The organism is Priestia sp. 179-F W1.4 NHS, from assembly GCF_045369295.1.
In the GTDB taxonomy this organism is placed as follows: Bacteria; Bacillota; Bacilli; order Bacillales; family Bacillaceae_H; genus Priestia; species Priestia zanthoxyli.
Window position 1 is genome coordinate 73,920 of sequence record NZ_JBIQFF010000004.1, and the last position, 14,474, is coordinate 88,393.

General features: G+C 36.7%; 13 protein-coding genes. 2 read left to right on the forward strand and 11 right to left on the reverse strand.

Features of this window, described 5'->3' with window-relative positions:
• Nucleotides 1–24: 24 nt before the first annotated feature.
• From ACH0CI_RS18915 to ACH0CI_RS18955, 9 genes are all read right to left on the reverse strand, one after another.
• Nucleotides 25–1,401: an O-antigen ligase family protein gene (locus tag ACH0CI_RS18915; protein ID WP_028411945.1), complete on the reverse strand. Its 1,377-nt coding sequence runs from the start codon at nucleotides 1,399–1,401 to the stop codon at nucleotides 25–27.
• Nucleotides 1,402–1,426: 25 nt separating this feature from the next.
• A complete protein-coding gene (gene murJ, locus ACH0CI_RS18920; RefSeq protein WP_013059875.1) occupies nucleotides 1,427–2,929 on the reverse strand; it encodes a murein biosynthesis integral membrane protein MurJ in 1,503 nt (500 codons plus the stop codon).
• 30 nt (nucleotides 2,930–2,959) lie between these two features.
• Nucleotides 2,960–3,292: an EamA family transporter gene (locus ACH0CI_RS18925; protein WP_014457712.1), complete on the reverse strand. Its 333-nt coding sequence runs from the start codon at nucleotides 3,290–3,292 to the stop codon at nucleotides 2,960–2,962.
• A complete protein-coding gene (locus tag ACH0CI_RS18930) occupies nucleotides 3,285–3,620 on the reverse strand; it encodes an EamA family transporter (protein ID WP_013059873.1) in 336 nt (111 codons plus the stop codon). The genes ACH0CI_RS18925 and ACH0CI_RS18930 overlap by 8 nt, the downstream gene beginning before the upstream one ends.
• A complete protein-coding gene (locus ACH0CI_RS18935) occupies nucleotides 3,620–5,338 on the reverse strand; it encodes a DUF6020 family protein (RefSeq protein WP_116739825.1) in 1,719 nt (572 codons plus the stop codon). Before ACH0CI_RS18935 ends, ACH0CI_RS18930 begins: the two co-directional genes overlap by 1 nt.
• A 2-nt stretch (nucleotides 5,339–5,340) precedes the next feature.
• Nucleotides 5,341–6,279: a glycosyltransferase family 2 protein gene (locus ACH0CI_RS18940; protein WP_013059871.1), complete on the reverse strand. Its 939-nt coding sequence runs from the start codon at nucleotides 6,277–6,279 to the stop codon at nucleotides 5,341–5,343.
• On the reverse strand, nucleotides 6,276–7,376 hold the full coding sequence (locus ACH0CI_RS18945) for a glycosyltransferase family 4 protein (protein WP_335706626.1): 1,101 nt from the start codon (nucleotides 7,374–7,376) through the stop codon (nucleotides 6,276–6,278). Before ACH0CI_RS18945 ends, ACH0CI_RS18940 begins: the two co-directional genes overlap by 4 nt.
• Before the next feature lie 290 nt (nucleotides 7,377–7,666).
• Nucleotides 7,667–8,452 (reverse strand): endonuclease/exonuclease/phosphatase family protein, encoded by a 786-nt coding sequence (locus ACH0CI_RS18950; RefSeq protein WP_274863111.1) that lies wholly within the window; start codon nucleotides 8,450–8,452, stop codon nucleotides 7,667–7,669.
• Nucleotides 8,453–8,456: 4 nt separating this feature from the next.
• Nucleotides 8,457–10,094, reverse strand: a complete 1,638-nt coding sequence (locus ACH0CI_RS18955) for a PTS transporter subunit IIBC (protein WP_025752447.1) — start codon at nucleotides 10,092–10,094, stop codon at nucleotides 8,457–8,459.
• Between the two features lie 275 nt (nucleotides 10,095–10,369).
• Between ACH0CI_RS18955 and pgmB the strand changes: the two genes are divergently transcribed.
• Both pgmB and ACH0CI_RS18965 read left to right on the forward strand, forming a co-directional pair.
• The gene (pgmB, locus tag ACH0CI_RS18960; protein WP_406902089.1) at nucleotides 10,370–11,077 is read left to right on the forward strand and encodes a beta-phosphoglucomutase; all 708 of its coding nucleotides are present in this window, start codon (nucleotides 10,370–10,372) and stop codon (nucleotides 11,075–11,077) included.
• An 88-nt stretch (nucleotides 11,078–11,165) separates the two neighbouring features.
• Entirely contained in the window at nucleotides 11,166–12,035 is an 870-nt protein-coding gene (locus tag ACH0CI_RS18965) for a Cof-type HAD-IIB family hydrolase (protein ID WP_033580381.1), read from the forward strand.
• A 33-nt stretch (nucleotides 12,036–12,068) separates the two neighbouring features.
• Here ACH0CI_RS18965 and pdxK read toward each other — a convergent pair whose 3' ends face one another.
• Together pdxK and ald are read right to left on the reverse strand one after the other, a co-directional pair.
• On the reverse strand, nucleotides 12,069–12,893 hold the full coding sequence (gene pdxK, locus ACH0CI_RS18970; protein WP_335707971.1) for a pyridoxine/pyridoxal/pyridoxamine kinase: 825 nt from the start codon (nucleotides 12,891–12,893) through the stop codon (nucleotides 12,069–12,071).
• Nucleotides 12,894–13,219: 326 nt separating this feature from the next.
• A complete protein-coding gene (ald, locus tag ACH0CI_RS18975; RefSeq protein WP_013059863.1) occupies nucleotides 13,220–14,353 on the reverse strand; it encodes an alanine dehydrogenase in 1,134 nt (377 codons plus the stop codon).
• Nucleotides 14,354–14,474 lie beyond the last annotated feature (121 nt).

The following is a 14,474-nucleotide window of genomic DNA, read 5'->3' on the forward strand; positions in this document are numbered from 1 at the left end:
AGGCCGTTAATGACCTGTTTTTTTTTATGCTTGTCTTTGTTTAAAATGAATGACGAACAGATAAGCAGCAGCTGCTGCAAAATAGATAGTAACGGCTGGTGCTGTAAAGACATGCCCAGCTACAAAAGCAATTCCAAGAGCTAATACAATTGCTGTACTATACATCATAAAGCTTTCATCAAGAAGTTGTGATGGCTCTTTAAATAATCGAACCAATACGGTTAAACCAACTACTAGAAGTGGAAGAACCCATAGTAAAAATCCGATGATACCTAAAGAGAAAAACAAATCATAAAAATCCATTTCAATCATCTTTGGCGGAAGCTGTTTTGTATAGTCACCAGAAAAGCCCATACCTATCATTTTTCGTGCAATAGGTGCTTTTGCATACTCTTCCTTATGATGAGCTAAGAATTGCTCACGGCTGCTTAGAATCAGATTTTGAATATCTTTATCATCTAAATTTGATTCCTTTTGTTTTTTCTTTTTAGCCGGCTTTTCTTTTTCTTTCTTTTCCGGCTTTTCTTGTTTTGTTTTCTCTTTTTTAGCCTCTAACATATCGATGTGTGTATATGTGTTTTTATAAGCTGGAGAAATCGGAGTAGTTGCTCCGGTTACAATTAAAAGCAGAATTGAGATTACTAAGTTGGCTTTAATTAAGCTGCGTTTATTCGTAAATAATTTAGCAAATAAGACAACTGTTGCTACAACTAAAGAAAGAATAACGGCACCTAAGCCTACTTTTGTTCCAAGCATGATGGACGAAACGGCTAACAAGATAAAAGGAATCCAGTAATAAGCTTTTGAAAACGAACGTACTTTATCTAAAGCTAAAAGCAGTGTGAGAGGAAGCAAAATAGCAATGGTTGCGCCTAGCTCATTCGCTGCATAAAACCAGCCTTTGAACCCAATTTTATTATACTGATAACTCTCTAGTGCTGTACCCGTTAGCATTGTACCGATAAAAACAATACTGATGATGAGTGAAGCAGTTAATAAGTTTTTGCTCAGTATTCTTTTTACATCCACAGATGATCGATAATGTGAAAACATCACAATCATTCCAAGCAGCGTAACGTTCATATAAACAACTTTATTGAAAAATTTAATTTCTTGCCCAATATAATAAGGATCTTTCCATTGATGATTTAAGTAGATGTTGAGTCCAAGAAAGAGTGCAAAAACAATAAGGTAGATAATCGAATATCTAGCCCATTTTGATTGTTTGGCAAACACTAAAAGTAGGACACCTGCAAAAATCATATATAGAAAGCGAATAACAACCCCAATTGAGAGACCACTATCCATGTTCAAAACCATGTACGTCGTTAGCATATCAATAATCGGCTGAATTGAAATAAAACCAACGAACAGAAAAAATAACCAGTATGTGTTCTTCATATAGTACTCTCCTGTTTTACGTGAATTAACGTTTTCTTTTAACTAAAAGCATAACACCTTCTACTCTGCATAATAGCGTCGACATTAAGTATACTAAACCACCTGCAATACAGACAATACCAAATCGTAAGATAACATGTAATGAATTCAAAAATGCGATGTCCTTTAAGAAGAACATGACGATCGCAACAGGTACGGAAGCTAAAAGAATTTTTCCTGTTTCTTTCACTAGATATCCGTAATGGAAGTGATTGATTTGTTTTGCCAGCATAACGAATACGATAGCCGTATAGAAAAAGGCAACTACTGACATGGAAAGTGCTAATCCTTGGTATCCCATAAATTTAGTGAAAATCATGTTAAAGATGATATTTAACACAATGGATAATAAGCCTGCTCTCATAATAAGATAACCTTTTTGAAGAGAATAAAATCCTTTTGCAAGAACAGCTTGCAGGGAATAGAAAAACACCGAACCTAGGTAATAATAAGATACATCTGTTGTTTTTAACGTCGAATGTGCGTCAAATGCACCGCGCTGGTAAGCAATCATTACAATGTCTTTCATATAAAAGATCATGATAACAATCGTCGGAATCAGCAGCATCAGCATAAACGTAATCCCTTTTTCAATTCCTGATTTAAAGCGCTCTTCATCTTTTTCAGAAATGGCTCTTGCAATCAGCGGATAAATAATGGTTGCGACCGTAACCCCGAATATTGCCTGGGGAATACTTACAAGTCTGAAAGCATAATTCAAGTATGAAATAACGCCTTCACCAAAGGAACCGGCAAAGAAGAAGTTGACAGTTAAATTAATTTGACCGACCATAATGGTTACACCAACAGGGATGAATACTTTATAAAAAGCCACCACTTCATCACGGTCAATTTTTTGCTTCCATAACAGCAGATGCTGCGGTTTAAAATAGACAACTTTAATTAAGAAAGAAGCAATAGTTCCTATAAAATAGCCAAGAGCAATTGCATAGCCGCCCATAATTGAATGTAATAGGATTGTACTTAAAATTGTAAATAATACAACAACCGTTTGAGAAAACACAGAGAAAGAATATTGACTTCGTGCATCAAATACACCTTCGTATACGGCATTCACTCCAACTAGTGAAAGAGATAAGAAGTACATAACGCCCGTATAAATTCCTAGTTCAATTGCTGCTTTAGAAAAATTAGAATACGAAGCGGGAAAGTAAAAGAAAGCCGCAATTGATCCGAGAACCGAAATAATGAAACAAATAAGAAAGGTTGATTTAACAATATTAGTCAAATGAACCTTTCCTTTATTTTCTTTTTCATAACGTAAATAACTAGGAATAAACGCATCCTTCATCCCTGTTAACATAAATAAAATAAAAGCATTTGGAATAATCATTGCTGCGTTGTATGAATCGACAATATAACTTGTACCGAAATAGTTAGCAATAACTAAATCACGAATCATACTAGAAAATTTCAAAAATAATGTTGATATGAGCAGTAAAATGCTCGCGAATTTTAAGTTTTTCATGCGAAACTCCTACCTTTTCAAGTTATCTCATCAACTATTAGCAATAAAGAAGCATCCGACAATTAGAAGAATACAGCCGATAACTTGTTTTGTTGTAACTTTTTCTTTAATTAAAAAGTAACCGAATGTTAATGTCCAAATGTACGTAATAGACGTGAGCGGAAATACAATAGAATAAGGTAACAGCGTTAAAACATACACATTAAGCAGAGCTGCCGCCCCGTAAAAAAGGCCGCCACCCACAAAACAAATAAGCGCTAGCTTTATCTTTTTTTCATTTAAATACGTAGAAATATACTTGAAAAAGACAGCGCCAACTGAACCTAAAAGAGTCATAATAATTAAAAGTGGGATACTATTCATCTTGGCCACCTACTAAAATTACACCTACGATAATAATAAGAGTACCGACCAGCTTCATAGGGCTAATGGTTTCATTTAATAGAAAGAAACCAAGAGCGATGCTGATGACATATCCTAGGCTTAAAAATGGATGAAGCAAGGAAACTCTTTCAAATTTAAAAGCGGCAATCATAAACACCGCTCCTAATCCATAAAGGAAAAAACCAATAATTAAATTTAAGTTAAATGAAGCTTCGGACAACTTCCAAAAAAGTTGTCCAACAGCTGTAAACAGGGAAGCCACGATAATGAGTGTGATTCCTAGCTTTTTGTTATAATTGCTCTCCATCAAGAGGTCACATCCTTTTCTTTCTGATCAAATCGGATAAAAGGAAGACCAATAAAGAAGAAAGACACAAATACGCTTGCTAATAAATATCGAAAATCTTGAGCCGGCAGTGCCGCAAGAACAGAAAGCGTGTTAAGTGCCCAAGGAATGACAATAATAAGGGACGTAATTCCTCTTCGAATCACTAGCATTAATGAAAATAATAAAATGACACAGTGATAAAAAGCTGGTTTCCATAAGAATGTAAAAACAGGGTGCTTAAAAATAGCTAAGTAAGCATTGGCAGTATGTGTAATAAACGGCTCGATTACTTTATTTTTAAGACCTAAATCATTGCCGTAATAAATGTTGGTTACGTACGTATCCGTGTAGCCATCTTTAAAAGGATTGATTTGCCATACTAAAGCTGTTTGTTTGAGAAAGCCTTCCGTTGCTAGATAAGGATTTTTGATGACAATGCTAGCATAGTTCTTAAAGTAAAGGCCTAAATCATTAAAAATAAACTCGCGGTCATAGTATTTCCACGTGAATTTAATTGGATCGCTTTTGTATGGATTATACTTTTCTTTCCACAATTCAATAGGGAGCACTTTATTAAAATATTCGCGCTCTTCTTTTGACATCTCTCCATCATTTGAAATGATGTTTGCAATTTGTTGAGTTGGAATAGACAAAGCTTCATTTGGATCTGAAGGTTTTACATCAAGCCACGTGAACACAGGGCCTGTAACAATCTTTTGTAAAATAAAGACGACTAAGAAAATCGTGACAAGAGGTTTCCAATTTTTTCTGAATAAGACAATCATTAAAAGGAAAGTCAAAACAAATACAGGAAAACCATTATGTCTAAAGAAAGCTACTCCAAATGCGGAAAGTAAAAGTAAGAAAAAGCTCGCTTTACTTTTAACCCAAGCACCTTTTGACAGATAAATTTTTGCAATGTTAACCGTAAAAAACAGCAGAAAAGCACTGTATAAAATGTCTTTCCAAATAATAATTGAAAAGATTAAGAAGCTTGGAATAATGACAATAATAGCTGTTAAAAGTCCAATCATAACAGGATGTGCTTTGCGTTTAATGAAAAAGTCAAATGTATAGGCGTATATGCTCACTACAACAACAATTTGCGTGAACGCTACAATTCCTGGGTTATCCCATATTTTTGTCAGCAGCATAATGAGCCACGTAATCATAATAGGGTGCCAATCGTTAAATTCTCCGTTATGTGCCTGTCTCCACTGTGCTAATGAATCAGGAGTCATGGCCGCTGGGAAAAAGGCGAACCAGTAATATAGACTAACAGCTAAAATAAGAATCGTAACAATTCCTAGATAACGCTTTGGGTGTGCAAATGTATAGTGAAAATCGTTTATCTGTTTGATAGCGCTGAGTACAGCGGCCGTCAGCAGCATTGCCAATAAAGTACGGCTGATGGCATACAAAACGAGTGAAAAAATAGTTGAGCTCGTCATATGTAAGTTATCTAAAAGTGAAAACTGTACGATAAACGAAAAAACAATCAGCAATAGCCATTCTAGCGGTTTAAATGAAGCATAAGCTCTATTTTTATAAATAAAAATAGAGCTTATGATGGTAAATACAAGTGCAGCAAAAAGGGAAAGATAGTGAACACCGTCTGGATTACCAATACTTAAACCGATAAGAATAATTAAAGCTGTTACTGTAAGCAGTAAAATACTTTTTTTATTCTTCATCATTGTTATTCTCCTACTTGTTCAATCTGTTCAATTTTTTTATTTAGTTCTAATTCATATTGCTTGCGATTTAATGAAGCGATTGTATCTAGAATTAATCCACAGACGAAAGATAAAACACCTAACACCATCAATCCAGTTGCTAAGATAGATGAAGGTACTTTGGTAATAAAGCCTGTATCAAAAAATTCATAAAGTACCGGAGCACCAACAGCTAATCCTGCGACAATAAACAACACTGTCCAAATGGAGAAGAACTGAAGCGGCTTGTACTCTTTAAATAACGTAAAAATCATTCGTAACACTTTAAATCCATCAGAGAACGTATTAAGTTTCGATTCGCTGCCTTCAGGTCGATCGCGATAATCGATCGCGATTTCTTTTAGGCGGAATCGTTTATCTAACGCGTGAAGACTCATTTCTGTTTCAATCTCAAATCCTGGGCTCATCACAGGAATTGATTTTACAAATAATTTATCGTACGCACGATAACCTGTCATGATATCTTTAATGTTACTTTTGTACAGGCCGTTAATTAAAGAACGTACTAAGTTGTTACCAAAATTATGGAAAGCACGTTTGTTTTCTTCGAGATACGTTCCGTTTGATAAACGATCTCCAATGACCATGTTAGCTTCTCGATTTCTAATAGGCTCAATTAATTGATGAACAAATTCTGCAGGATATGTATCATCCCCATCTACCATGACATAACAATCTGCATCAATTTCTTGAAACATTGAACGTACAACGTTTCCTTTTCCTTGCTTAAATTCTTTTTTGACGATTGCGCCGTGTTCAAGTGCAATTTCACTTGTACGATCTTTTGAATTGTTGTCGTATACATAAATATCTGCACTAGGCAGTTCGCGTTTGAAATCGTCAATTACTTTTCCAATTGTTACTTCCTCGTTATAACAAGGAATTAAAACTGCGACTTTCATTTTTCCACCTCATCAAAAAAAATTGTTGGGAGTTGTTCAGCAATTACATCTACTGTGTAGCGGTTTGCTGTTTGTAACGCCTGTTGAGACATTTGCTGTTTCACATCTTCAGGAAGATTAATAAAAGCCTGTAGCTGTGAAGCTAGTTCATCTACATTTTTAGGCTCAAAGAATAGACCATTCTTTCCGTCTATAATGTAATCTTTTAGACCACCAATCTGACTCCCAATCACGGGTGCTCCGCAAGCCATAGCTTCGAGGCCGACTAAGCCCAAACTTTCTCCTTTTCTTACGGTCGGAAACACGAATGCTTCAATCGCATTATATACGTAAGCAAGAGACGACTGAGGAAGCAGAGGAAAATGGATGACTTTTCCCTCTAGGCCCAGAGTCTTGATCATTTCCTTAAATGCAGCTTCGTCTTTTCCGCTTCCAACGTATAAGTATTTGTAAGAAGTGGGCGTTTGTTGTTCAGCTTTTGCAATGGCTTGAAGGTAGTATTCCCATCCTTTACCCACATCAATGCGGCTTACACATCCAATATAACGGATAGTAGGGTCCAAGTTTAGTTCTTGATAAGCTTTGCTTTTATCTGCATAAGGATGAAACAGATCTTTATTCACTCCTCCGCTTGGAAAAATATAGATTGGATTATGAACCTTATATTTCTCTTTAACGAGCCCTTTATAGTAGGGAGAAGGAGTAATAATTTTAGTGGAATGGTGCAATAAGTCATTTACTCTAGGCTGATATTTTTCCTGTGAAGCTACTTCAGGTACAACATCTGAACCATGCACGTTTGTCACAATCTTCACATTCTTCTTTAGCTTTTTGAGAATCAGCAGCGGAAGAGCATTATGAGATGCATAATGTACGTAAAGATAGTCGTAATTTTTTGTTAAGCCCGTCACAATGACATTAGCATAATGAGAAGCATAGCTAAAAAGCTTGCTTAATTTGCTTGTCTTTTTTTGCATGACAATTTTATCAACTTGAATACCATGTTGAACTAAAATTTTTTCAGTGTTTTGAACAAATACACCATAGCTCGGGAATTGTTCAGAAGGATACATATTTGAAATCAACAAAATTTTCATGATTGTTTCACACCTATTTTTCTTTATTAGTTTATGATAATGACAACGGGTGTTCATTTAAATAGAGCTTACATGTATCATCTTACTATTAAGTTGAGCGATTTCATTGATAAACATGCAAAAATGGGTTGCATATCGTCAACATCACAATATTATAGCACACCTACTTTTTAAAATGCGAAAGTTTATCGGACACTTATAAAACGATAGATAAAGCAGTAAAGAAGATGATTTTTACATAATCATAATCACAAGAAAAAAGCGAACGCTATTCGTTCGCTTTATGTCACTTATTTCACTTCAACGCTTACCCCAAAATGGTCAGAAACAACGGGATAATGTATGCCGTTAAAAACTACAGTCGATGATTGAATATCCTGCGCATGACTCGATAGAATGAGATCAAGGCGCAGCGCCCGTTCATTATCATCCCATCCAGCAATGTTCCCTTGAACTGTAATACCGCTATCTTTTTTGTTCGATAGAGTATACGTATCATAGAGGCCTTGGCTCAACAGGTAGTCGTAACCTTCATGTCGTCTATGAGCGTCATTATTAAAGTCTCCAAGTAAGAAAAATGGGTTATCTTTGTGTACATGAGCTAGCAGCGTATCAACTTGCTGCTTGAATGGCTCTTCCTCGTCATCCCACCAGCCAAGATGACAAGAATAAAAAGTAAGGAGTTCTTTTTCATATTCGATTGTTGCTCCAACAATTCTTCTCGTTTTCCAATAGTCAATATTTGACGTTTGTGAAACAAAAAATGAATGCTCTTCAATAATCGGGTGTTTCGTTAAAATGGCAATTCCTTCTTCATACACTTCATAGCCTATATGAGATAAATCCCATACCAATTGATAGTCTTCACCTTGCTTACCCAGTTCTTTTGCTAAAAGCCAAGCGTAATTATCGCTGCGAACGTAGTCATATACATAAGGCGCGTCTATTTTTTGGCTTACTTCCTGTAAAGCAATGACATCATATTTTTCTTTTTTAATTACTTCAGCTAGACAAGATAACTTGTCTAGCTGATTTTCCTCTTGCCAAGAGTGGCAATTTAACGTTAATAGCTTCATTATGTTAAGCTCCTAACAAATCTTGAATGTCGGATTTCAAAACATCCGCTTTAGGTCCATAAATAGCTTGTACCCCTTTATCTTTCAAGATTAAACCAAGGGCTCCGTTTTGTTTCCATTCACTTTCTCCTGCAACGGCATGTATATCTTTTACCGTTACACGTAAGCGAGTCATACAAGCATCCACGTCTTCAATATTGTTTTCTCCGCCAAGCAGTCCAATAATGACTGGGGCAAGCGAATCATTTTTCACCTGCTTGCTGCTTGTTGCAGTTGTTTCTTCATCGATATAGTTTCCGTTACGTCCCGGTGTTGGGAAGTTAAAACGTTTAATTAAGAAGTTTGCCACTCCAAAATTTAAGCCAAAAAATACAAGGCAGGCGATGACAAAGTTCATTAAGTCAGCCCATAGTCCGGCTTTGATAATCATTGGTGTACGTGTTAATAGTTCAATTACGCCAAATGAGTGTACGCGAACATGAACAATATCAACAATGGCAAAAGCCAGTCCTGTCATAATGGCGTATACGACGTATAGAAGAGGCGCCGCGAACATGAACATAAATTCAATCGGCTCTGTTACGCCTGTTAAGAAAACAGCTAGTCCAGCTGAAAAGAACATTGAACGATATTTCGAACGCTTGTCAGGATCTACGTTGCGATACATTGCTAAAGCAATTCCAATTAATGACGCACAAGATAAAATCATCTGTCCTACTTTAAATCGTGCAGGTGTAACGTCATGTAAGAGCTGCTTGTAGCTGTCCATATCTCCTGCAGCACGGAAGTTATTTAAGTCTGCAATCCAAGCAAGCCACAAAGGATCTTGACCGGCAACAGTGGAACCTGCTCCAGAACCCGTTAAAATTTTGTACGTACCGCCTAGCTCCGTATAGTTCATAGGAACTGTCAGCATATGATGAAGACCAAACGGAAGAAGGAGACGCTCTAATGCTCCGAAAATAAATGGTGCCAGAATAGGAGCTGTATCTCTAGATGTTGCAATCCACTGTCCGAAGCTGTTTAGCGAACCTTGGATGAACGGCCACACAATGGATAAAAGCAGTGCCGTTACAACTGAACCACCGATGACTACAAACGGTACGAAGCGCTTGCCGTTAAAAAACGAAAGGGCTTCAGGCAATTTATCATAATTGTAATATTTGTTGAATAAATTTGCGCCTAAGAAACCAGCGATAATTCCTACGAATACTCCCATGTTAAGAGCGGGAGATCCTAAAATAGATGTGAAGTAGTCTTTTACAACTAATTCTTGTCCAAACAGTGATTGAACCGTTGCTTTTGAATCTGAGAGCATTTCTGCTTTAACTCCAAAAATGGCTCCTGTAATTCGATTAATAAGAATGAATGCAATGAGTGCAGCAAATGCACCGCCAGCACGTTCTTTTGCCCAAGATCCCCCGATGGCAACAGCGAACAAGATGTGAAGATTTGTAATAATACCCCATCCTATATCTTCCATCACTCGTGCAATTGTTTGTACAGCAGTGATGTCTCCCCCAGTCATTGCAACTAGTTTTCCAAGTGAAATCATAATACCAGCTGCGGGCATAACCGCTACTACTACTAATAAAGCCTTACCAAACTTCTGCCAAAAATCAAATGAAAAGAACTTCTTCATAGTTTTTCCCCTTCCCCTATGTATGGGTTTTCATTTTATTTTTTGATAAACTATATTTTTAAGATAGTGCAACCGTTTGCATAAACCTATTGTAATAAAAGGGCTTTCATAATGCAATACTGTAATTTCTCTTTTTTTGAAAAATTTATTCATAAATTATAAATGATGAAAAAATTTTTATGATAAAGTGAACAATATCAACGGTATTTTAACATGGTGGGATGTAATAAAAGCATTTAAGTAATGGCATAAAGATAGGTACAGAGGAGGATAATATGAAAAAAGAAGAGCTACAAGCGATTATTTTTGATTTAGACGGTGTTATTGCAGATACAATACGTTTATATTATAGAGCAAATAAAAAAGTAGCAGATCAACTTAACGTTTCGTTTTCTGCAGAACTAAATCAACAGCTGCAGGGAATCAGCCGGATGAGAACTGTAGAGCTCATTGCTGCGCAAGGCAATGTACACCTGACAGTGGAACAAAAAGAAGAGCTTGCTTATGAAAAGAATAAGCATTATCAGGCTTTAATAAGAGAAATGACAGAAGATCATTTACTTCCAGGCATTAAAATGTTGTTAGAAGATTGTAAAAAACAAGGCATTAAAATGGGAATTGCTTCTTCTAGTTCGAATGCAAATACTGTAATAGATGCGCTAGGAATACGCTCTTTTTTTGATTGTATTGTGGATGTGAGGAAAATCAAGAAGGGAAAACCAGATCCAGAAATATTTTTGACAGCTGCCGATCAATTAAAAGTAAAACCCGATGCATGTGTGGCAATAGAAGATGGAGAGGCAGGTATAAAAGCTATTAATCAAACAGATATGGTTTCTATCGGCGTTGGTAAGCATCTGAGGGAAGAGGATGTGAATTTTCGCGTATATTCAACAGCTGATTTGCATGTAAAGACGATCAAAGAGGTTTTCGAAAAAGCAAGAAAAGGAACAGATTATAACAGCGCGTATACAAAAAATTAGTAAATCTTTTACATGCAAGTAGCAAAGCGCTAAAAAACATATGCTAGAATAAAATAAGAGAGCAAAGATACATAGGAAGGGGTACATCATGATTAAATGTATTGCGATCGATATGGATGGAACGCTAGTAAATAGTGAACAAGTTGTAAGTAAAGAAAATGCCCAAGCGATTAAGACAGCTCAAAAGGCAGGGGTGGAAGTTGTTGTTGCTACGGGACGTTCTTATGAAGAAGCGCGTTATGTTTTAGAAGAAGCAGGACTTCATACATATTTAATTTGTGCAAACGGAGCAGAGCTTCGCAATCCACAAGGGGAAAAACAATATTCAGTAGGCATGACGATGGAAGCTATTCGTGAAGTAGAAGATATTTTTAAGAAGTTTCAGCTGTACTTTGAAGTCTATACAAGTGAAGGTACGTATTCAAATGACTATGAAAAAGCTTTGTCCGTATTAATGGATATTTATTTAAGTGCTAGCTTAAAAGATAATTATGAAAAATCGTTAGAAGCGGCAAAAGAGCGTTTCAATAGCGGCAGAGTAAAGCTTATTGAAGAGTATGAAGCGCTGTTTCAAGATCCAAACAAGGACATTTATAAGCTGCTTGCTTTCTCTTTTGATGAAGAAAAGTTAGAACAGGCAAAAGTAGAACTTGTGAAGTTAGATTCTATTGCAGTCAGTGCATCTGGTAAAGAAAATATTGAAATAAATGATGAAAATGCTCAAAAAGGAATTGCGGTTACATCATTTGTTCAAGAACGCCATATTTCTTTAGAAGAAACGATGGCCATTGGAGACAATTATAACGACGTATCGATGTTTCAGCGAGTTGGACGTGCCGTAGCGATGGGAAATGCCCCTCAAGAAATTAAAGAGTTTGCCCATATCGTAACAGGAACAAATGACGAGCACGGCGTAGCTCAAGCTATCTTAAATGCGCTTGAAACAGTCAAACAATAAGCAAAATAGAAAAGCATGCCTTTAGGCATGCTTTTAGTTTGTTACTTTTTCTTTTTTACGACGGTATGCACCGTGATTTGTTGGTCCGACATATTGATTTAAAGCAAATGAATGGCGAATTGCTTCTGTAATAAACTCTTTTGCTGTATAAATAGCTTGTTTGACGTCACTGCCTTTTGCCAATTCAGCAGCAATCGCAGCTGAGTATGTGCATCCAGCACCATGTGTAAATGTCGTTTCAATACGTTCAGACTCTAAGATCTCAAATGTCTTTCCATCATAAAGCAAATCGATTGCTTTTTCGTGTGCTAATTTACTTCCACCTTTAATCAATACATATTTGGCACCAAGTTCAGAAATTTTCACGGCTGCTTCTTTCATTTGATCAACCGTTTTGATAGGGCCAAGTCCGCTTAATTGACTAGCTTCAAATAAGTTAGGCGTTACGACTGTTGCTTTTGGAACTAGTACATCACGCAAGCTGACAGTTGTTTCCGGATGAAGCGCTTCGTCTTCTCCTTTACATACCATCACAGGATCTACTACAACATTTTTTAAATCGTATTCTTCAATTGTTTTTGCCGCTAGTTCAATAATTTCCACTGAGCCAAGCATACCCGTTTTTAGAGCTTGTACGCCTACGCCTTTTACAATTGTTTTCAGCTGCTGTTCAACAGTGGAAGCTTGTTGTGGAAATACGTTATGAGCCCAGCTGTTATCGGGATCCATTGTTACAATTGTTGTTAAAGCTGTCATTCCGTAAACACCAAGTTCTTGGAATGTTTTTAAATCCGCTTGAATGCCAGCTCCGCCGCTGCTATCAGAACCAGCAATGGTTAATGCTTTATTCATTGTCATAAAAAATCCTCCCGTATTTTAAGTTCATAGAGAAAATAGAGTAAAATTTCTACCGGGCGGCTTTTAGTTGCCCAATGTGTTTTAGATAAATTTCTTCCATTCACTTTTTCTTCTATTTTATCGCTTTTAATGTAGATATTCAATTTCTAAAAACTGTATGAATCCTTCGTGGAATTTAGAATTATGACGACTGCCTGTAAAGCATGCGTCAAATGAAAAGTAAAGATACACAAAGCTTTAAATAGTTGTGTTTTTTACAGCTAATTGCTGTTTATTCAAAATAAAAACGCCCTTAACAGAGGGTTAAGGACGTTTTTTACTATCTATTAAATAGAAGCTAATTCTTTTTCAAGAGCTACGTCTACTGATACATAATCATAACCTAAATCATGTGCAACTGCTTCGTACGTAATAGCTCCGTTTGCAACGTTCACTCCTAATTTTAACGCTTCGTTTTGAGCGATTGCTTTGTGAACACCTTTAGAAGCAATTTGAAGTGCGTAAGGTACCGTTACATTTGTTAAAGCAATCGTTGATGTGCGTGGAACTGCTCCTGGCATGTTCGCAACTGCATAGTGTACAACACCGTGCTTTTCATAAGTAGGCTGATCGTGTGTTGTAATGTGGTCAATTGTTTCAACGATACCACCTTGGTCGATTGCTACGTCAACAATAACAGAACCTGGCTTCATGGTTTTCACCATTTCTTCTGTTACGAGTTTTGGAGCTTTTGCACCTGGGATTAATACTGCACCAATCACTAAATCTGACTCTGCTACTGCATCCGCAATGTTATAAGGATTTGACACTAGCGTATTGATTTGGTTGCCAAAGATATCGTCTAATTGACGTAGGCGTTCAGGACTTAAATCAATAATTGTTACATCAGCACCGAGGCCGATTGCGATTTTTGCAGCATTTGTACCAACACCGCCGCCTCCAATAATCGTTACTTTTCCGCGGCTAACTCCAGGAACACCCGCTAATAAAATTCCTTTTCCGCCGTTTGATTTTTGAAGGAATTGTGCACCAATTTGAGCAGCCATACGCCCTGCTACTTCGCTCATAGGTGTTAATAGAGGCAATGTACGATTTACTGCTACTGTTTCATAAGCAATGGCTGTTACGCCGCTATCTTTTAATGCTTTTGCTAGTGCTGGTTCAGCTGCTAAGTGAAGGTATGTGAATAAGATAAGACCTGGTCTAAAATAGCCGTATTCACTTGCTAGTGGTTCTTTTACTTTCATAACCATTTCAGCTTGTGCCCAAACGTCAGCTGCTGTCTCAACAATTTCAGCTCCAGCTTTTACATAATCTTCGTTTGTGAAGTTACTTCCAATACCCGCTTCATTTTCAATTAATACACGATGACCTGTACCAACAAATGATGCTACGCCTGCTGGTGTAATCGCTACTCGGTTTTCGTTGTTTTTGATTTCTTTTGGTACGCCAATAATCATGATTAATTTCCCCCTTGGTCGTTTGTGTACCTTTAGTATAAAGAAAGTTTTGTGAAATTTCTTTGTCTAGAAAGAAGAATTGAAGAAGCGGTTTTTGTTTAAACACACAAATGTAAACGCT

What these genes read in the sequence shown, in the direction of transcription:
- ACH0CI_RS18915 (WP_028411945.1), bottom strand. Translation starts at nt 1,401, where the DNA reads ATGAAGAACACATACTGGTTATTTTTTCTGTTCGTTGGTTTTATTTCA.
- murJ (WP_013059875.1), bottom strand. Translation starts at nt 2,929, where the DNA reads ATGAAAAACTTAAAATTCGCGAGCATTTTACTGCTCATATCAACATTA.
- ACH0CI_RS18925 (WP_014457712.1), bottom strand. Translation starts at nt 3,292, where the DNA reads ATGAATAGTATCCCACTTTTAATTATTATGACTCTTTTAGGTTCAGTT.
- ACH0CI_RS18930 (WP_013059873.1), bottom strand. Translation starts at nt 3,620, where the DNA reads ATGGAGAGCAATTATAACAAAAAGCTAGGAATCACACTCATTATCGTG.
- ACH0CI_RS18935 (WP_116739825.1), bottom strand. Translation starts at nt 5,338, where the DNA reads ATGATGAAGAATAAAAAAAGTATTTTACTGCTTACAGTAACAGCTTTA.
- ACH0CI_RS18940 (WP_013059871.1), bottom strand. Translation starts at nt 6,279, where the DNA reads ATGAAAGTCGCAGTTTTAATTCCTTGTTATAACGAGGAAGTAACAATT.
- ACH0CI_RS18945 (WP_335706626.1), bottom strand. Translation starts at nt 7,376, where the DNA reads ATGAAAATTTTGTTGATTTCAAATATGTATCCTTCTGAACAATTCCCG.
- ACH0CI_RS18950 (WP_274863111.1), bottom strand. Translation starts at nt 8,452, where the DNA reads ATGAAGCTATTAACGTTAAATTGCCACTCTTGGCAAGAGGAAAATCAG.
- ACH0CI_RS18955 (WP_025752447.1), bottom strand. Translation starts at nt 10,094, where the DNA reads ATGAAGAAGTTCTTTTCATTTGATTTTTGGCAGAAGTTTGGTAAGGCT.
- pgmB (WP_406902089.1), top strand. Translation starts at nt 10,370, where the DNA reads ATGAAAAAAGAAGAGCTACAAGCGATTATTTTTGATTTAGACGGTGTT.
- ACH0CI_RS18965 (WP_033580381.1), top strand. Translation starts at nt 11,166, where the DNA reads ATGATTAAATGTATTGCGATCGATATGGATGGAACGCTAGTAAATAGT.
- pdxK (WP_335707971.1), bottom strand. Translation starts at nt 12,893, where the DNA reads ATGACAATGAATAAAGCATTAACCATTGCTGGTTCTGATAGCAGCGGC.
- ald (WP_013059863.1), bottom strand. Translation starts at nt 14,353, where the DNA reads ATGATTATTGGCGTACCAAAAGAAATCAAAAACAACGAAAACCGAGTA.